Below are 18,037 nucleotides of genomic sequence, written 5' to 3'. Positions count from 1 at the left end.
TGATGATAAAACGTGACTTTAGTCTCCACGGACGTGTTGCACTTGTTACTGGCGCATCAAGAGGAATTGGCTATCATTTGGCACTCGAGCTTGCTGCACGCGGCGCTCATATTATTGCTCTTGCACGAACAGTCAGTGGACTTACTGAATTAGACAATCAAATCCGAGAAAAAGGGGCTCACGCAACCCTCGTTCCGCTCGACTTGCATCATATGGAAAACATCGATGCTCTTGCTATCTCAATTGCCAAACGCTGGAAAAAACTTGATATTATCGTTGCAAATGCAGGAATCCTTGGAACGCTCTCACCAATAGCGCATATAGAAAACACGGTATTTGAAGATGTTTTTCAAATAAATCTTTTCAGCCAATGGCGCTTAATGAAAGCCGTTGAGCCTTTATTACGTGAATCTAACTCTGGACGAGCCATCCTATTATCCTCAAGCGTTGCGCATGTTGCACGCCCTTTCTGGGGTGCTTATGCAGCCTCTAAAGCTGCTTTAGAGATGATTGCCCGCTGTTGGGCAGAAGAACTCAAACAAACCCCTATTAAGATTAATTGTGTCAACCCTGGTGCCACACGCACTGCCATGCGCGCTAAAGCTATGCCCGGTGAAGATCCACAAACTCTCCCTTCACCAGAAAAGGTCGCAAAAAAGATAGTACATTTGTTATCACCTGATTTAAAGGAAACTGGAAAACTCTTTAATGTCCATAAAAATCGGTTTGTCGATTATCATGTACCTGATTGATCCTCATCTGAGAAGTAAATCTTTTGATTTCTCTCTCTTCTTCCTGTGCTTCTCAATAGAAGAATAAAATACTTTATGATTCTTGAATAGCTTTTTTAGCATCAGCCTTTTTCTCTTCTAAAGCAGCGCGTTTATTATAAGCGATAAAACTACAGGGGAGAAAAATCATATAGCTAACAGCTGTAATTAATAAAGTTTTCCATGTGTACGCCGCAAGAAAACCGACATAAATAACAATGACTAACATGCACGGTATAACGATATCGCGCCTTAAATTTTGATCAATTGTTTTTGCATTCCATACTGGTAAACGACTAATCAAAAGAAAAGCAATAATTACAGTATAAAGACTAAAAAATAATGCCCACCCCCAATTGGGAACCAAACCAAGAGCACCTAAATAGGTAGGCAATAAAAGGAGTAATGCTCCTGCTGGTGCTGGAACGCCAACAAAATAACTTTTCTGCCACTTAGGTATATTGGTGTTATCCAACATCACATTAAAACGTGCTAATCGCAAACAACAAGCAACACAATAAACAAGGGCTGCAACCCAACCAATGTGATTTGCTTGATTCAAGATAAAGGAATAAACAATAAGTGCAGGGGTAACACCAAAATTTATAACATCAGCAAGAGAATCCATCTGTGCCCCAAAAGATGAACTACCATCTATTAAACGGGCAATGCGACCATCAGCACCATCTAAAACTGCGGCTAAAAGCACCATTAAAATAGCAGCTTCATAACGATGTTCAAAAGCCAAACGAATGCTGCTCATCCCTGCACAAATTGCTAAAATAGTAATAATATTGGGAATGACATACCGCATTGATGTAGGTGAACGCCGCCGATTTGCAACATCATCATGCTGCCCCTCAGGATTGAATGAAGAAAATGGCGAAAAATTTTTCATTGTGAGTCCTAATCATATCTGAAGTCCGTTGTGGCGCTCTTATCATCAAAAGAACCCAAAACTGTTTCTCCAGCAATTGCTGTCTGCCCAACTGCAACACGCAATTTCATTTCGGTTGGTATATAAATATCAAGGCGAGAACCAAAACGAATCAATCCAAATCGCTCACCAGTCATAACAGCATCGTTTTCTTTTGACCAACAAACAATCCGACGAGCAACCATTCCCGCTATTTGTACGATACCAATTTTACCATGTTTGCTATCAATTACCACCCTATTACGCTCATTAAACTGGCTAGCTTTATCAAACTCAGCATTGGTAAATCGACCTGGATGATAAACGATAGACTCTACTGTACCACTGATAGGAATACGATTAATATGGCATGAAAAAACATCCATAAAAATGGAAATACGGATCATTTCATCTTTCCCTAATCCTAATTCCTCAGGTGGAACACATGATTCCACAAATGAAATACGCCCATCTGCAGGCGACATAACCCAATTTGAATTCAAAGGGATCACACGACCTGGATCACGGAAAAAGTATATACACCACACCGTGAGAACGAGACCAAACCAAAACAACGGACTCCATATCCAACCAAGAATGAGCGAAATAACAAAAAACGCTACAATAAAAGGATAACCCTCTTTATGAATTGGTACAAAGCTATTATGGAAAGATTGCAGAATACTCATATAATTTCCTATTCATCGTAAACTTAAACAAGCAACAAATCTTTTTGTTCCTCTTGTGTCTTTTTATGTATTTAATCAATCACTCCATATAAAGATATAGATTACATTTTGCCCTATTTATTTTTTACGATTAACAACACTCGTCTCATCTTCTTCACGCATTTTACGTAATTTTTCTTCAGCTTTCGATGCTTCAAGCTGCTTATTCCACATTGAAGCATATAAACCTTTCTTGCGTAAAAGCTCTGTATGCGTCCCATTTTCAATAATACGACCACTTTTAAGAACCAAAATTTCATCAGCATTGATAACAGTAGAAAGACGATGAGCAATAATCAATGTTGTACGTCCACGGCTTACAATATCCAATGCTTGTTGAATTTCCTGTTCCGTCGCCGTATCAAGAGCCGCTGTTGCTTCATCTAGAATAAGAAGTGGGGGGGCTTTTAAAAGTGTCCGTGCAATAGCCACACGTTGTTTTTCACCACCTGATAATTTGAGACCTCGCTCTCCTACCATAGACTGAAAACCTTCCGGTAAAATTTCAATAAATTTTGATATTTGTGCCATTTCAGCAGCTTTACGCATCTCTTCATCTGTAGCACTTGGACGCCCATAGCAAATATTATAGGCAATTGTATCATTAAATAACACCGTATCTTGTGGGACCATGCCAATCACTTCACGCAAACTCTTTTGTGTTACGTCACGAATATCCTGCCCGTCAATTGTGATAGAGCCCGCATCAACATCATAAAACCGAAAAAGCAACCGAGAAATAGTGGATTTACCTGCACCCGATGGACCGACAATGGCGACTGTTTTTCCTCCAGGAACTTCAAAATCAATATCTCTGAGAATCTGACGTGTCGAATCATAGGAAAACTTTACCTGATGAAAACGAATGGTCCCATCGCTTATCTCTAACGGTTTAGCATCTGACTTATCAACGATCTCCTGCTGAACATCTAAAAGATCAAACATTGCTTCAATATCTGTTAAACCTTGTCGAATATCACGATAAATTGAACCAATAAAATTCAATGGAATGGAAAGTTGTATTAAAAGTGCATTAATAAAAACAAAATCTCCTAAAGTTTGTGTCTTATAAAAAACTTCATAAGCTGACATCAGCATTATGGTCGTCATTCCAATACCAAAGATAAGGGACTGACCAAAATTAAGCCAGCTTAACGATGTCCAAATCTTTGTTGCGGCTTTTTCATAACCTACCATAGAAGCATCAAACCGATCAGCTTCTAGAGTTTCATTGCCAAAATATTTGACCGTTTCAAAATTCAAAAGAGAATCAACAGCGCGAGTATTCGCTTCAGTATCTGCCGTATTCATTTGTTGCCGAATACGAATGCGCCAATCACTCGCCTTAATGGTAAACAAGATATATAATCCAACCGTTATAGCAACGATGAGAAGATAATGCCACCCATAACTTATGTAAAACACAAGCGCCGTTAGCATAAATTCTAAAACTGTCGGTACTGTGTTCAGAATTGAAAATCTTACGATCGTTTCAATTCCTTTTGTACCACGCTCAATCACACGAGAAAGCCCACCAGTTCGGCGTTCCAAATGAAATCGCAAGGATAACTCATGCATATGTACAAAGGTTTTATATGCTAATTGACGAACAGCGTATTGACCAACAGTGGCAAAAAGGGAATCGCGTAATTGATTTAATCCAGCCTGCATAACACGTGCGACATTGTATGCCAAAACGAGCATGATGGGAATAATCCAACTAGATGAGAACCATTCAGGTAGCTGAAAGCTTGAATCAAGCACATTCGTAGAATATTTAAAGAAATACGGTACAGATATGAGAACGAACTTAGCCAAAACAAGATAAAATATTGCCCACAGCACTCGCATTTTTAGATCACGCCGACCTACTGGCCACATATAGGGCCATAAATTGTAAAGTGTGTGCAGAGTTTTCCCTGTATCTGATGATACAGTTTTTGTCATTTCATTGCGTTTCATAAAGTCCTTACTTCTCTACCATCTACACAAACAGGAAAAACACCCCCCTGTGGTTGTTTATAGGTTTATCTCTTCATTACGCTTCCAATAAGCTATACCTACTCGCTGTTTGAAGTTAGACTGTTTTTGAAAAAGGAACAAGAAATAATCCACTGTACGATTTATTATTTTTATCTGTATTTTCATACCACTCTGCTGCAAATAAATTTTCAACTTTTACATATTTTTTTTTCAATTCTGCCTGAAGCCACTTTTTTGTTTTACCAATCTCTTTAAGTCCATCATCAATAACTTCACCATTTTCTATTAAAATCGTCGATTTCTTCCCTTCTTCCTTTTTAATGACAGTGCAATCACCATTGGTTTCCAAACGAACAAAAGCAGCTTCATGTAAGTGACACCCTTTAAGACGTAACATCGTAACAAGATCATTAACATTGATCCCTAAGTTCTTAATCTTATCCATTTGGAAAACCCCATCTAAAACTAATGTAACATTCCGCCCAGCAATAAGACGACGAAAAAAAACTAAATAGCGTGCAAAAAAATTAAAAGATGTAATCAAGGTTTGCCAGATGAGTAAAACAAGCAATAATTGAATGCTACTAATATTCTGATTATAAATAACTCCTCCAATAATACCTCCCATGACAAAATTACTGACCAAATCAACTGGTGTCATCTGACTAAGACTCCCACGACCCGTTGTTCTAAAAATAAATAAGAAGGCAACAAGACCTACAGCCAACTTAAGCGCGATATATCCATAATGATATAAAAATTCCATCAAACTTTCTCCCTTTATTTATTAAGCTGCTGGAATAGGAAAATTAGAATCGTTTTATTTCCCACACAGTTATGCGCTCACCACTCTGCGGATCCTTACTATCTTTTAAAAGAACCCCCTCGGCTGCAAGCTCATCACGAATTGTATCCGCAGCTTCCCACTCTTTATTATGGATAAGTCGTAGTCTTTCGGCAATGCGCTGATCAATAAATTTTGCATCAAGGAAAGTTTTTCTTATAAATAATGGGCAGTCTATTTCTTTAATCCATTCTTGTCGTAACAGTCCTAATAAATTCATCCCATTAGCAAGAGCCAAAGCATCCTCTTCTTTATAAAACTTTCGCAAAAGAGTCAGTGCTTTTGGAGTATTAAGATCATCACTGAGTGAATCTATCAAAGTATCATCAATTGCTTCATTGTTTTCCATCGCACTCTTTTTGCTGCGGAGCAGTTCATACCAACGATACAGTTCACTGCTCGATTGCGTTAAACGCTGCGCTGTCCAATTTAATGGTTCACGATAATGTGTTTGCAGCATCGAAAAACGCGCCGATAAACCAGCCCAATTTTTCTTCATTTCATCGGTTAACATACCATTAAACTGCAAAAAATTATTCTCTAAAACAGAACGAATGGTTATGAAATTGCCAAAGCTTTTCGACATCTTTTTGCCTTCAACTTGTAAAAAACCATTATGCATCCAAAAATTCGCCATTCGCTCCGTCCCAAAAGCTGAACAACTTTGTGCAATCTCATTTTCATGATGAGGAAAAATTAAATCAAGTCCACCACCATGGATATCAAAAATATTCGCGGTCGGATCATCACAGGTTAAACCACCGCCATAGGGCGCTAATAACTTTGCCATTGACATCGCAGAACATTCAATATGCCAACCTGGACGACCTAAAACAGGAATTCCGGCCGGCGATTCCCAGCCTGGCTCCCCTTCCTCAGAAGGTTTCCATAAAACAAAATCCATCTCCTCCCTTTTATAAGCAGCAACATCAATACGTGCTCCCGCCCTCATTTCATCTAAAGAACGATTTGCAAATACTCCATAATGAGGAGGATTTTTTATGCTACTTACAGAAAATAATATATGATTTTCCGCTTTATAAGCGTGCCCTTTTTCAAGCAGTCTTTCAATTAAAGAGCGCATCTCTTCTAAATGCTCGGTTGCGCGCGGCTGGCTGGTTGGCAATAGGCAACCAAGTGTTATTGTATCTTGTTGAAACTGGGAATATGTACGTTCTGTTAATTGACGAATAGCGTCATTCAATGACAAGTTTGGATATTCGCAAGCTGCTCGTGCATTAATTTTATCATCAACATCTGTAATATTACGTGCATATAGAACATGCTCTTTGCCATAAACATGACGCAATAAACGAAATAAAATATCAAAAACAATAACAGGGCGTGCATTTCCTATATGTGCATAATCATAAATTGTCGGTCCACAAACATAAAGACGTACTCTTGTCGTATCTATTGGTGTAAAATTTTCTTTTTTACGTGTCAGCGTATTATAAAATCGCAACTCTTTCATTATTAACTCCATGGACGATATTATGCACCGCTCCTTTTAGACGTATCTTATCTCAAATTATCATATTACGCGGTTTAGCTAAAAACTTTTATCTTATAGTAAATTCTTCTTTCTATTGTATTCACGGCTGTATCCATCATTTATCATAAAAACAATCTCTTTTATTTGATTGAACACAAGCATTCTATAGATAGAGAGCTTTTCCCTCCTTGAAGAAAACAAGTTTAGAAAAAATTTCATAGGCAATGGCATATTTATGTGAAAAATAGATTACAGGAAGCAAATCTTAAAATTTTAACCACACAAAGCTTCATCAGTATTTTCAATATTCCACAATGGGTTCCTTACTGTCTCTTCCGCCCTATATTCTATAATCAATCATTGATAATAATATCGCAATTAACCTTAACATCGTTCTCATGGCCAATTATTTCGTCTGTACAGAGTTTTATTCAAAGAAAGCAATAAAAATAATGCGTAATAAATTGAGAAAAATCATTATTTTAATATTTTTTGTCATTTCAATGCCAACCTTTGCGCAACAATCTCCACCTTATGAGAAAAAATTACTTCGCCTCGCAGAAATTTTGGGATCCTTGCATTCTCTCCAAAATCTTTGCGAGCCTCCAACAAACCAATGGTATGATTATATGAATGCACTGATTGAAGCAGAACACCCTATTTCACAAAGACGTGCTTATTTTTATGAAGCGTTTAATGAAGCGTATCGTGCTTTCTCAGAAAATTATCATCATTGTACACAAGCAGCCATTGAAGCCAATCAAAGATACATTGAGGAAGGAAGAATCCTATCCGAAAACCTCCTCATGCATTATAAATAATTAATCTATACAAAAAGTATCTCTCTCAATTTAAGCGATATCAATCAATGATACTCCTCTCACAAATGCGGGGAACAATAAACCAGCTCTGAAAATAGAGAGACTTTTAAAGAATAATGCCTTGATATGTTTTTATTCTTATGAGTAGCTTTTCCCCATATAAAATCGTTCTTTGGCTTCCTCCCCACACCTCAAAGGATGAGTATTGTTAACTAAATTTGCTCTGTAAATAATCTAGGTTCTTGTTGAACAAGATTCCTCTTAGCTTCCCACTCATGTGATTTTCCTCATTAACACTCTATAAAAAAGCCTAAGAATACTCATCACGCACTAAAAAAACATTTATGTTATGTGTCAAAGAGGCTAATCTGCCTTACATCACATCACCACTCTAAAGATGGTATTTTATGGCATAACAGGATAAAACCTATAAAGCTTAATTTTCTTACACCAAAGTTTCCATAAATTTAACAGGCTCTCCTTGTGAAGGTGTGACAATTTCACCTTCCCACATAACGCGCATACCACGGATAATAGTCCCAACAGGCCAACCTTTAACTTTTTGACCATCATAAGGTGTCCAACCGGCACGCGAACCAATTAAGCTATTCGTAATAATTTCTTCTCTCTTAAGATCAACAATGGTCAAGTCAGCATCGTACCCCACAGCAAGGCGCCCTTTACAGCTTATACCAAAAATACGACTAGGGCCATGTGAAGTAAGATCAACAAAACGTTCAAGAGATATTTTTCCTGCATTCACATGTGTCAACATAATTGCTGCTGTCGTTTGCACCCCTGTCATTCCTGAAGGTGAAGAGGGATAAGGTTGAAGTTTTTCTTCAAGAGTATGAGGTGCATGATCTGAGCCTAGGACATCAATAATCCCTTGTTGAACACCGTACCAAAGAGCTTCACGGTGGTGCGACTCACGAATAGGCGGATTCATCTGAATTAATGTACCAAGTTCCTTATAATCATCAGCCGTGAGAGTCAAATGATGTTGTGTCACTTCAATTGTTGCAACATCCTTATGTTTTTTTAGAAAATCAATTTCTTCTGCTGTCGAAAGATGTAACACATGAATCCGCGCCTTCGTCTCATGGGCAATTTTTACCAAACGCTGGGTACATTTTAATGCTGCAACTTCATCACGCCAAATTGGATGTGACGATGCATCGCCTTCAATACGCAATATTTTACGCTCTTTGAGCCTCGCCTCATCTTCAGAATGAAAAGCTACACGACGGCGTGTATTCTTCAAAATAAGGCGTACACTTTCATCATCATCAACCAAAAGATCACCAGTAGAGGACCCCATAAAGACTTTAATTCCAGCCGCCCCAGGAAGTCTTTCTAACTCAGAGAGTTCACAGGCATTTTCACGTGTTCCTCCAACCCAAAATGCAAAATCACAATGCATTCGATGAAATCCGCGTTTAACCTTATCGCTTAATGTTTCTTCTGATGTTGTCAATGGATTGGTATTAGGCATTTCAAAAACTGCCGTAACACCCCCTAACACAGCAGAATACGAGCCACTTTCCAAATCCTCCTTATATTCATTTCCTGGCTCACGAAAATGCACTTGGCTATCAATAATTCCTGGTAAAATATGAAGTCCCGTACAATCAATGACCTCACTAGCCGATGCACATGTAAGGTCACCTATTTCAGCAATACGACCATTTGTAACACCAATATCACGCTTGCTTCTTCCATCATGATTCACAAGTGTTGCACCTTTAAAAATTGTATCAAATGTTTTAAACATAGCCATGCTCCTTACATATTGCTCACTTATCGATTATGTAACTTTGAGCAGAAAGGCAAGAACCATGATTGAAAAACAAAATGCCATTTGCTTAAAAAACCGCGGGCTTATTCAAATTACAGGCGAAGAAGCAACAGATTTTCTACAATCCCTGATCACGACAGATGTAAAAAAAATCAGCCCACAGGAACTTTTCCCTGGAGCCCTTTTATCCCCACAAGGAAAGGTTCTTGCTGATTTTCTTATCGGAAAAAAAGAAGATGGTTACCTGATTGATATCAGGATGCCTTTAGCTGATACGCTTCACCAACGCCTGTTGCTCTATAAGCTGCGTAAAAAAGTAGAAATTACACAACCATTACAAGAGCCTGTTACAGTTTCTTTGAATAATGAATCAGATACTTTAAATTTTGATTCAAGTTTTGTTGATAAACGCTTCCCACAACAAGAAAAAATAATACGAATCTATGGCAAAAAACCTTTTTTGACTTCAGAATATCATGACATATGGAATCAATTGCGTATCCGTTACGCAATTGCAGAAAGTGGTCAAGACTATGAAGTTGGCAAAGTCTTTCCTCATGATATTAATTACGATCAAATCAATGGACTTGCATTCAATAAAGGATGTTATATTGGACAAGAAATTGTTTCACGAATGCATCACCACCGTGCAGCACGTCGCCGTATTTTTATTGTAAAAGGCCAGTGTGAATTAACCCCTCAATCTAGCATTGAAGCAGGAACAAAAGTGCTTGGCTACTTGGGAACATGTGTAGAAAATGAGGCTCTCGCTTTAATGCGTATTGACCACGTCAAAGATTCTATGGACCATAACATCCCCTTTACTGTAAAAAACATTCCTGTCACGATAAACATTGCTGAAAATATGAATTTTACCTTTCCTGAAAATACTATAGAAAATACGCATGGCTAAAGCTGAATTATTAAAAAATAGAGAAGCACGCGCTTGGCAAAGAATGCTCTCTGGACGCAGACTTGATCTTCTCAACCCTTCTCCTTTTGATGTTGAAATTGAAGATATTGCCCATGGGCTTTCTCGTGTGGCACGTTGGAACGGTCAAACACGAGGAGAGCATACCTATTCTGTTGCACAACATTCACTTTTGGTTGAACAAATATTTCAAAAACTTTTTACACAATCAGGAAGCAACGAATGTCTTTATGCTCTTCTTCATGATGCTCCAGAATATGTCATCGGCGATATGATTTCCCCCTTTAAAGCTGTCATAGGAAAACAATATGAACGCATTGAAAAGGGCATCCAAGATGCTATCCACATGCGCTTTTCCCTTCCCGTTGACCTTTCTCAAAAACTTTTAAAAAAAATCAAACAAGCCGACCGTATCGCTGCATATTATGAAGCGATTACGCTTGCTGGATTTAATACAGAAGAAGCGCTTCGCTATTTTGGCTCTCCCAATAATATTTTACCCGATGATCTTAATTTATATCCCTATTCTATCCAGCAAATTGAAAACGCATTTTTAACTCGCTTTAATGACTTGGATTCCCAAAGATTATAGACTCTCCGCATTGTTTATTCCTTGTCATTATAGACTCATCACGCTGATTTATAATAATAATTCATTGTTTTTTCATGTTGAATGAGAGCCCTTAATATCGTAAGATTCCCTCATTTCAAATCTGTTTATATTGAATCAATCAAAATCATTCTCTTGCACGTCATAAGCAGAGCCAGCATATGGATAAAAATTTTTAAAGAAAGGATTTAAAATGCCTCTAATGAACCGTCTCAAGTTCCAAGGGCTGTCGCAACATTGAAAATTAGCAAAGCGTATGATGGTGCCTGCTCTCTTATGAAGTGTAAAGATGGTAGTGCTCTATAAATTGTACCCTTCATAGGGGCTTTGCCCTTATACTATGCACGGATGCCGTCGCAAAATAGGATTAAGTACTTCAAGAAAGCTTTCTTTTAAAAAAGCACAGCTCAAATTGCATACAAAATATATGAAATAATGCACATTCATTATCAAAATAACAAATGTTCTCTTGTTAAAATTTTCATCTTAAACTGAAGTTTATTTTAGTTTATAAACTTCATTATCCGCTGGGAAAGCACGAGATGTGACATCCTCTGCATAATTCTTTATTGCAGTTTTCATGGCTTGTTCAAGGTCTCCATAACGGCGTACAAATTTTGGCACATGAGCACCATAGCCCAACATATCTTCCATAACCAATACTTGTCCATCACACTGATTGGATGCACCGATACCGATCGTAGGGATAGAAAGCTTTTCTGTCAGTTTTACTGCTAAAGGTTCTACAATCCCTTCTAAAACAATAGCAAAAGCACCTGCCTCCTCAATTGCAGCCCCATCGGCTTCAATTCTTTGCCAATCCCTCTGTTTTCGTCCTTGTGTTTTGAACCCACCAAAAAGATTCACCGCCTGGGGTGTAAGACCAATGTGCCCCATCACTGGAATGCCACGTTTACACAAAAAATCAATTGTTTTCGCTATATAAACACCACCTTCAAGCTTAACTGCACCACACCCCGTTTGAGCAAGAATACGCGATGCATTTAAAAAAGCTTGCTCTGGACTTTCCTCATAAGAGCCAAAAGGCATATCAATAACCACAAGAGCTTTTTGAGATCCACGCACCACAGCTTGCCCGTGTAAAATCATCATATCTAAATTAACAGGAAGCGTTGTCTCAAACCCATATACAACCATACCAACGCTATCACCAACCAAAAGGATATCGCAATATGGATCAGCAATCCGCGCAGTATAAGCTTGATAGGCTGTTAAAGAAACAATTGGCTGCTGTCCCTTTCTTGCACGTATTTCGGAAGATGTTATACGCTTTACGGTTTTATGTACACTCATTTTCCGCCCTTCTCTTGCAATATATATTGATCAATCAGCCTTACCTCACCAAAGCGGACAGTAAGAAGTAAAACTGCTGGTTTATTCAATGTTCCTTTAACCACGCATAAAGTTTCCATATCCCGTAAATCTATTGCTTCAATGATTGCACGCGTTTCTTGTTGTAAAATATCACGAACAGTTTTGCATAATTTATCAACCGACCGCTCACCTTCATGGTAAAGCTTTTCAGCAGCTTTCCCACTTTCAGGAATAATTTTGGCAGCTTTACGATCTTCTAATGTTAAAAACTGATTGCGTGAAGAACAGGCTACACCATCTGACTCCCGTAGAATAGGAACTCCAACAATTTCAATAGGAAAAGCCAAATCTTCAACCATACGCCGAATAATTAAAATTTGTTGAAAATCCTTTTCCCCAAAAAAAGCCTTATCTGGTTGGACAATGTTAAAAAGTTTAGCAACAACGCTTGTTACACCACAAAAGTGCCCTGGACGTAATTTTCCCATCAAAATACGTGATAATTTTTTCACTTGCACAATTGTATCATTTCCCGGTGGCCACATTTCATCTACAGAAGGGGCAAAAACACATTCAATACCTCCTTTTTTCAATAAAGCACTATCGCCCTTCAAATCTCTTGGATATTGAGAAAAATCTTCATGAGGTCCAAATTGCTTTGGATTGACAAAAATAGAAACCAATACGCGATCACACATTGCTCTTGCATACTGTACTAATGCAAGATGACCATCATGCAAGGCTCCCATTGTTGGAACAAAACCAATCGAAAAACCTAAACGTCGTTCCTCTGAAGTATATTGGCGGACTTCAGCTATTGTCTTTAAAACTTTCATTTTTCCATTCAATTATCATCAAATCAACAAATTAATGCTTGTATACCAAATTGGCGCTCAAACAATTGTATCAAATTCATGCGCACTGACGGCTGCTTTATATCTCGTGGCTCCCAGACATGACGCATAAGAAAAAAACCCGTCAGTATAAAACCATTTATTATATCGCTAGAATCAGCAGGACGAGTCGTTCTCTGCACAAGAAACTGTGGTAGAATGAGAAGCTTTTTTTTCCAAGGTTCCCCTGCTTCTTCACAGACAGCCCGTCCAGATTTTGGTGATACGTAATGAAGCCTTTCCTGACGACCTGTTGCAGCACAACAAGATAAATCAAGACCAAAACCAAGTTCTTCAAGAAGCCGCATTTCAAAACGTACAAGCAATTCTGCATTTACAAATGGTTCATCAAAATTCTGCATAAAAAGGTGTAAAATATCATATAAAATGGGGTGCGGATCACGTTCGGGAAGGAGCCGCAAATGAAAAGCTATCAATTGCAAAGCATAAAGAGCTTCTGGTAGACAGATTAATCGTGCCGCATGTAAATCAAGAGCTTCAAGCCGAAAAAGTCCCAAATGTTCCTCTAAACGAGCCCACCATTCAGCCTCCACAAAATTTCCAGGTTGAAGAAGGGCTGCCATACGACGCGACCGTCCCCCTTTTACCACTCCCATATAACGACCATGTTCACGTGTCATAACCTCAAGAATAACACTTGTTTCACCATATTGGCGTGTACCAAGAATAACGGCTTGTTCCTTCCACTTCATTTTATTTTAATTATTTTTAAAAATCTTATTTTAAAAAATCCAATCCCATTTCGCAATAACGTTCTGGATCGGTATCCCAATTATCGCGCACTTTCACAAAAAGAAAAAGATGAACCTTTTGATCCATAATTTCCATGAGTTCTTTACGTGCTGCTTGACCAATCGCTTTAATTGTATTGCCTTTTGCTCCTAAGACAATTTTTTTCTGACTCTCACGCTCGACATAAATAACTTGATTAATTTTAACGGAACCATCTGAACGCTCTTCCCAGCTTTCTGTTTCAACCGTTGAGGAATAAGGAAGTTCATCATGAAGACGAAAAAAAAGTTTTTCACGCGTAATTTCAGCAGCAAGATGACGCATGGGCATATCGGAAATTTGATCTTCCGGATAATACCATGGTCCCTCCTGCATCATGTTACTCAACGCATGAAGTAAATCCTTGCAACCAGAACCGTTTAGAGCAGAAATCATAAATGTTTGTGCAAACTTTACACGTTCATTTATTTTAGTGGTTAACGCTAGAAGAGATGATTTAACAACTGTATCAACCTTATTAAGAACAAGAACTTTTTCTTGTTTCATATTGTTTACAATATCTAACATCATATCAACTTCATCCGAAAGACCACTTTGAGCATCAATTAAAACGAGCAGAACATCAGCGCTCTTAGCCCCTCCCCAAGCAGCAGAGACCATGGCACGTTCTAAGCGCTTATGGGGACGAAAAACACCCGGCGTATCGACCAACACAATTTGCACATCATCATGAATGACAATACCGCGGATTAAAGTGCGTGTTGTCTGTACCTTATGCGTTACAATTGAAACCTTTGTTCCAACCAATTGATTAACCAATGTCGATTTACCAGCATTAGGCATCCCAATAAGCACAACAAACCCAGAATGCGTTTTCATAACATCACTCATGATCATTTTTTTCTACTGTTTTCCATACACCCTCTCGTCGCAAAATTTTTTCAGCTGCCATTCTTTCAGCATATCTTTTGGAGCTTCCCTGTCCAATCTCTGAAGCAAACCCAGAAATACTTACCTCTACCATAAAAACAGGGTCGTGATCTGGACCTGAACGTTTTATAACCTGATAATGTGGTTGTGCATTGCCTTGGATATGCGCCCATTCCTGTAATTCTGTCTTGGCATCACGTCGACCAGCATCCATTTTCTTTGCCCGACTTTGCCAATATTTTTGAATAAAAGGGCGAACGCTTTCCAATCCTCCATCGAGATATATCACGGCAATCAAAGCTTCCACGACATCTGCATGCATATTGATGAGTCGACGCCCCTCGAAATTTTTCATCTCAAAACCAACACGAATCATATCAGGCAACCTCATTTCACGCGCAATATCAGCACATGTCTGCGCATTAACCAGATGATTCAAACGAACTGATAATTCACCTTCACTTGCCTGAGGAAAAAGTTGGTACAGCATTTCTGCAATCAAAAGCCCTAAAACCCGATCCCCTAGAAACTCTAGTCGTTCATAATTCCCCTGTTCTAAATCTTGTACACTCGAGTGTGTTAATGCCTTCTTTAACCTCCCTTCATCTTTAAAACGATGCCCCGTCAGCTTGAAAAGCTGATCAATCATTAGACGTTTCATCGTTGTTTCCTTGCTTGATAAGCGGCAAATCATGAACCGTATTTATTAAAGAAAACAAACGCTTCCAACGCACATCAAATGGCCAGCGCCAAATCTGCCAAGCACTTGAACCGTTACTGATAGAAAAGAAAATCACGCTCGCGCGACCAATAAGATTTTCTTCTGGAACATAGCCTACATCTAAACGACTATCATCTGAATTGTCGCGGTTATCTCCCATCATAAAGTAATGTCCTTGAGGAACTTCAAAGACTTTTGTATCATCAACTTTCGGGATGAAAGCTAAATCAAGTGTATCATAACTGACACCGTTAGGCATTGTCTCGCGATAAACCTTAACAGGATAATTAACCTCTGTTATATCAGAATTATCAATCTCTCCCATAAAGTGACGTGAAACAGCCTCATCATTAATATAAAGAACACTTTGACGAACTTGTATACGATCACCTGGTAGCCCAACAACGCGTTTTATATAATCAATCTTCGGATTACTTGGTAAGCGAAAAACGACCACATCTCCACGTTGAGGTTGAGATAACCAAATCCGTCCCGAAAAAAGAGGAGGAGAAAAGGGGATGGAAAAACGAGAATACCCATATGCATACTTAGAGACAAACAGATAATCTCCCACCAACAGAGTAGGACGCATTGAACCGGAAGGAATACTAAAAGGCTGGAAAAAAAGTGTCCGAATAAACGCTGCTAAAAGCAAAGCCTGTACTAAAACAGAAATAAATTCACGAAGCCCACCTTTTTTTTCTTTTTTATGCACTTTATCTTTTTGGATCATCACCAACTGCCTTCTCATCACAGATATAATTTTTTTCATCATAATATTCAAACAACAAAAGCACAATCTCTCACACCATCTATCCACGTGGAAGTGCTTCGATAATAATAAATGCCTGTGCCCAAGGAAAATCATCTGTTATGCTAAGATGAATAACTGCCTCATGATGAGGGGGTAATAACTTTTGAAGTTGCACTTGCGCACGATTTGTTAATTGCATTATTGGTTTACCAGATGGCAAATTAACTACCCCCATGTCTTTCCAATTGATACCACAAGCGATTCCCGTTCCTAAGGCTTTAGCACATGCTTCTTTAGCAGCAAATCTTTTTGCATAGGAAGAGGAACTTTTTTTGAGATTTTCGGATCTATTTCTTTCAATATCTGTAAAAATACGTTGGATAAAACGCTCACCATAACGAACCAACATTTTCTCAATACGTCGTATATCAACCAGATCAGTTCCAAGACCAACAATCATAAGATATTACCCGATCTTTCTTACGATGAACGCTTCTCTAAACGCCTTTTTTTATAATCTTTTGATATCGCTTTTCTTTAAAACGAACCGTTGCTCTGTAAACACCTATATAAGATAACCCACCAAAAACAATACCTAAAAGAGTTCCACCTAAAATCATAGGACTCATAATTGTGTCCCATGCGCCTTTAAAGAGAAGAGAGAAATTTGACAATGTCAAACCATTAAATAGAGCACGAATTTGCGAAAGAGAAATCTCTTTGACATCACTAAAAAGTGATAAACAAAAATACCCTACTTTATAATCAGCCATGACAATCAATAAAAATGTGAGTGGATTAGAAAAAATTGTCCCAATGATTGCGGCAGCAAAGTTTGCACGCAAAAGCCAAGAAAAAAATATTGCCAAAATAATATGCAGCCCAAAGAAAGGGGAACAAGCTAAAAAAATGCCAATAGCAACCCCTAATGCTACTTCATGCGGTGTTGCTGATATACGCAAAATACGTTTACGTATGTAGCAAAATGAGCGAGAAAATGAACGACGTGGCCATAACCAAAGCCGAATACGCGTTACAAAATCTATTGGTTCTCGACGACGAAAAAGCATATGACTCTCAATATACATCTTTTGATAATGAAATAATCTATCTCATCAAAATTAATCTTTTTAAGTTTTTGCACAAAAAAAATAGAACGACAATTAAATATTTCGACTGCCTGGTTTAATCGCTGGAAGAACAGAAAGCTCTGCAGGAAGTGCATCACTAGCATAAGAGGTTATCTCGTATTCAGCAAGCGCAATCAATGGAACTCCAACATTGACCTTACCACCAGAACGATCAAGGATACATGCACTGGCCAGTACCTCTGCTCCTGCTGCAACGATCGCCTCAACAGTCTCACGAATGGAAAGACCCGTTGTCACAATATCTTCAATAATAACAACCCGTGCACCCTTCTTGATTTCAAAACGACGCAATTCAAAGATGCCATTTACACGTTCTACCCAAAGAGAAGGAACACCAAGGTGACGTGAAGTTTCATAGGAAGGAATAAGACCGCCAATTGCGGGACCAACAACATAATCAATTTTTTCCTCGACAGATTTTTTGATTTTTTCAGCCAATCCACGACATAACTTTTCCGTCAAGTCAGCATGCATGAATACTTTCGCTTTTTGCATATAAGTCGCACTATGGCGACCTGATGTTAAAATAAAATGCCCTTCTAGAATAGCATCTGCTTGTTTAAAAATATCAATGACATCTTGTGTATTCATTGCAAAATCTTTC

At 38.4% G+C, this 18,037-nt stretch carries 19 protein-coding genes; 4 read left to right on the top strand and 15 right to left on the bottom strand.

All coding sequences use genetic code 11. The features are described from left to right. Positions 1-2: 2 nt before the first annotated feature. Positions 3-752 (top strand): SDR family NAD(P)-dependent oxidoreductase, encoded by a 750-nt coding sequence (locus QHG57_RS04880; protein ID WP_330169577.1) that lies wholly within the window; start codon positions 3-5, stop codon positions 750-752. 73 nt (positions 753-825) lie between these two features. Here QHG57_RS04880 and pssA read toward each other — a convergent pair whose 3' ends face one another. The 5 genes from pssA to cysS form a co-directional block, all read right to left on the bottom strand. Next, a complete protein-coding gene (gene pssA / locus QHG57_RS04875) occupies positions 826-1,668 on the bottom strand; it encodes a CDP-diacylglycerol--serine O-phosphatidyltransferase (RefSeq protein ID WP_330167365.1) in 843 nt (280 codons plus the stop codon). 8 nt (positions 1,669-1,676) lie between these two features. Next, a complete protein-coding gene (locus QHG57_RS04870) occupies positions 1,677-2,375 on the bottom strand; it encodes a phosphatidylserine decarboxylase (RefSeq protein ID WP_330167364.1) in 699 nt (232 codons plus the stop codon). A 117-nt stretch (positions 2,376-2,492) separates the two neighbouring features. Then, positions 2,493-4,376: an ABCB family ABC transporter ATP-binding protein/permease gene (locus QHG57_RS04865; protein ID WP_330168847.1), complete on the bottom strand. Its 1,884-nt coding sequence runs from the start codon at positions 4,374-4,376 to the stop codon at positions 2,493-2,495. 115 nt (positions 4,377-4,491) lie between these two features. Further along, the gene (locus tag QHG57_RS04860) at positions 4,492-5,163 is read right to left on the bottom strand and encodes a DUF421 domain-containing protein (protein WP_330167362.1); all 672 of its coding nucleotides are present in this window, start codon (positions 5,161-5,163) and stop codon (positions 4,492-4,494) included. Positions 5,164-5,206: 43 nt separating this feature from the next. Next, on the bottom strand, positions 5,207-6,715 hold the full coding sequence (gene cysS, locus QHG57_RS04855) for a cysteine--tRNA ligase (protein ID WP_330168846.1): 1,509 nt from the start codon (positions 6,713-6,715) through the stop codon (positions 5,207-5,209). A gap of 473 nt (positions 6,716-7,188) precedes the next feature. On the opposite strand from cysS, the gene QHG57_RS04850 reads away from it, so the two are divergent. Further along, on the top strand, positions 7,189-7,557 hold the full coding sequence (locus QHG57_RS04850) for a TIGR02301 family protein (protein WP_330167360.1): 369 nt from the start codon (positions 7,189-7,191) through the stop codon (positions 7,555-7,557). Positions 7,558-8,002: 445 nt separating this feature from the next. Here QHG57_RS04850 and QHG57_RS04845 read toward each other — a convergent pair whose 3' ends face one another. Beyond that, positions 8,003-9,331, bottom strand: a complete 1,329-nt coding sequence (locus QHG57_RS04845) for a dihydroorotase (protein WP_330167359.1) — start codon at positions 9,329-9,331, stop codon at positions 8,003-8,005. A 64-nt stretch (positions 9,332-9,395) separates the two neighbouring features. On the opposite strand from QHG57_RS04845, the gene ygfZ reads away from it, so the two are divergent. Next, positions 9,396-10,268 (top strand): CAF17-like 4Fe-4S cluster assembly/insertion protein YgfZ, encoded by an 873-nt coding sequence (gene ygfZ, locus QHG57_RS04840; protein ID WP_330167358.1) that lies wholly within the window; start codon positions 9,396-9,398, stop codon positions 10,266-10,268. Then, on the top strand, positions 10,261-10,878 hold the full coding sequence (locus QHG57_RS04835) for an HD family hydrolase (RefSeq protein ID WP_330167357.1): 618 nt from the start codon (positions 10,261-10,263) through the stop codon (positions 10,876-10,878). The genes ygfZ and QHG57_RS04835 overlap by 8 nt, the downstream gene beginning before the upstream one ends. A gap of 516 nt (positions 10,879-11,394) precedes the next feature. Here the strand turns inward: QHG57_RS04835 and panB are convergent. The 9 genes from panB to pyrE form a co-directional block, all read right to left on the bottom strand. Beyond that, on the bottom strand, positions 11,395-12,210 hold the full coding sequence (panB, locus tag QHG57_RS04830; RefSeq protein ID WP_330167356.1) for a 3-methyl-2-oxobutanoate hydroxymethyltransferase: 816 nt from the start codon (positions 12,208-12,210) through the stop codon (positions 11,395-11,397). Continuing rightward, positions 12,207-13,067 (bottom strand): pantoate--beta-alanine ligase, encoded by an 861-nt coding sequence (gene panC / locus QHG57_RS04825; protein WP_330167355.1) that lies wholly within the window; start codon positions 13,065-13,067, stop codon positions 12,207-12,209. Before panC ends, panB begins: the two co-directional genes overlap by 4 nt. A gap of 23 nt (positions 13,068-13,090) precedes the next feature. Next, positions 13,091-13,837 (bottom strand): DNA repair protein RecO, encoded by a 747-nt coding sequence (gene recO, locus QHG57_RS04820; protein ID WP_330167354.1) that lies wholly within the window; start codon positions 13,835-13,837, stop codon positions 13,091-13,093. Between the two features lie 25 nt (positions 13,838-13,862). Continuing rightward, entirely contained in the window at positions 13,863-14,768 is a 906-nt protein-coding gene (gene era / locus QHG57_RS04815; protein WP_330167353.1) for a GTPase Era, read from the bottom strand. Continuing rightward, positions 14,761-15,468: a ribonuclease III gene (rnc, locus tag QHG57_RS04810; protein WP_330167352.1), complete on the bottom strand. Its 708-nt coding sequence runs from the start codon at positions 15,466-15,468 to the stop codon at positions 14,761-14,763. Before rnc ends, era begins: the two co-directional genes overlap by 8 nt. Further along, positions 15,449-16,261 carry a signal peptidase I gene (lepB, locus tag QHG57_RS04805; protein WP_330167351.1) on the bottom strand — a complete coding sequence of 271 codons (813 nt, stop codon included), beginning with the start codon at positions 16,259-16,261 and terminating at the stop codon, positions 15,449-15,451. Before lepB ends, rnc begins: the two co-directional genes overlap by 20 nt. Positions 16,262-16,340: 79 nt before the next feature. Further along, on the bottom strand, positions 16,341-16,742 hold the full coding sequence (gene acpS / locus QHG57_RS04800) for a holo-ACP synthase (protein WP_330167350.1): 402 nt from the start codon (positions 16,740-16,742) through the stop codon (positions 16,341-16,343). Between the two features lie 37 nt (positions 16,743-16,779). Next, positions 16,780-17,352: a DUF2062 domain-containing protein gene (locus tag QHG57_RS04795; RefSeq protein WP_330168845.1), complete on the bottom strand. Its 573-nt coding sequence runs from the start codon at positions 17,350-17,352 to the stop codon at positions 16,780-16,782. A 93-nt stretch (positions 17,353-17,445) separates the two neighbouring features. Continuing rightward, complete coding sequence (gene pyrE / locus QHG57_RS04790; RefSeq protein ID WP_330168812.1) at positions 17,446-18,024, bottom strand: orotate phosphoribosyltransferase; 579 nt, start codon at positions 18,022-18,024, stop codon at positions 17,446-17,448. Between the last annotated feature and the right edge of the window lie 13 nt (positions 18,025-18,037).

This window comes from Bartonella grahamii subsp. shimonis (assembly GCF_036327415.1).
GTDB lineage: Bacteria > Pseudomonadota > Alphaproteobacteria > Rhizobiales > Rhizobiaceae > Bartonella > Bartonella shimonis.
Note: the sequence above shows the minus strand (reverse complement) of the source record. Positions and strands in the feature narration are given on the sequence as shown.

Coding starts and splice junctions, on each gene's coding strand:
- rnc (WP_330167352.1), bottom strand. CDS start 15,468: ATGAAACGTCTAATGATTGATCAGCTTTTCAAGCTGACGGGGCATCGT.
- panC (WP_330167355.1), bottom strand. CDS start 13,067: ATGAAAGTTTTAAAGACAATAGCTGAAGTCCGCCAATATACTTCAGAG.
- QHG57_RS04880 (WP_330169577.1), top strand. CDS start 3: ATGATAAAACGTGACTTTAGTCTCCACGGACGTGTTGCACTTGTTACT.
- QHG57_RS04860 (WP_330167362.1), bottom strand. CDS start 5,163: ATGGAATTTTTATATCATTATGGATATATCGCGCTTAAGTTGGCTGTA.
- era (WP_330167353.1), bottom strand. CDS start 14,768: ATGAGTGATGTTATGAAAACGCATTCTGGGTTTGTTGTGCTTATTGGG.
- QHG57_RS04845 (WP_330167359.1), bottom strand. CDS start 9,331: ATGTTTAAAACATTTGATACAATTTTTAAAGGTGCAACACTTGTGAAT.
- recO (WP_330167354.1), bottom strand. CDS start 13,837: ATGAAGTGGAAGGAACAAGCCGTTATTCTTGGTACACGCCAATATGGT.
- pssA (WP_330167365.1), bottom strand. CDS start 1,668: ATGAAAAATTTTTCGCCATTTTCTTCATTCAATCCTGAGGGGCAGCAT.
- QHG57_RS04835 (WP_330167357.1), top strand. CDS start 10,261: ATGGCTAAAGCTGAATTATTAAAAAATAGAGAAGCACGCGCTTGGCAA.
- cysS (WP_330168846.1), bottom strand. CDS start 6,715: ATGAAAGAGTTGCGATTTTATAATACGCTGACACGTAAAAAAGAAAAT.
- lepB (WP_330167351.1), bottom strand. CDS start 16,261: ATGATCCAAAAAGATAAAGTGCATAAAAAAGAAAAAAAAGGTGGGCTT.
- QHG57_RS04870 (WP_330167364.1), bottom strand. CDS start 2,375: ATGAGTATTCTGCAATCTTTCCATAATAGCTTTGTACCAATTCATAAA.
- panB (WP_330167356.1), bottom strand. CDS start 12,210: ATGAGTGTACATAAAACCGTAAAGCGTATAACATCTTCCGAAATACGT.
- acpS (WP_330167350.1), bottom strand. CDS start 16,742: ATGATTGTTGGTCTTGGAACTGATCTGGTTGATATACGACGTATTGAG.
- pyrE (WP_330168812.1), bottom strand. CDS start 18,024: ATGAATACACAAGATGTCATTGATATTTTTAAACAAGCAGATGCTATT.
- ygfZ (WP_330167358.1), top strand. CDS start 9,396: ATGATTGAAAAACAAAATGCCATTTGCTTAAAAAACCGCGGGCTTATT.
- QHG57_RS04795 (WP_330168845.1), bottom strand. CDS start 17,352: ATGCTTTTTCGTCGTCGAGAACCAATAGATTTTGTAACGCGTATTCGG.
- QHG57_RS04850 (WP_330167360.1), top strand. CDS start 7,189: ATGCGTAATAAATTGAGAAAAATCATTATTTTAATATTTTTTGTCATT.
- QHG57_RS04865 (WP_330168847.1), bottom strand. CDS start 4,376: ATGAAACGCAATGAAATGACAAAAACTGTATCATCAGATACAGGGAAA.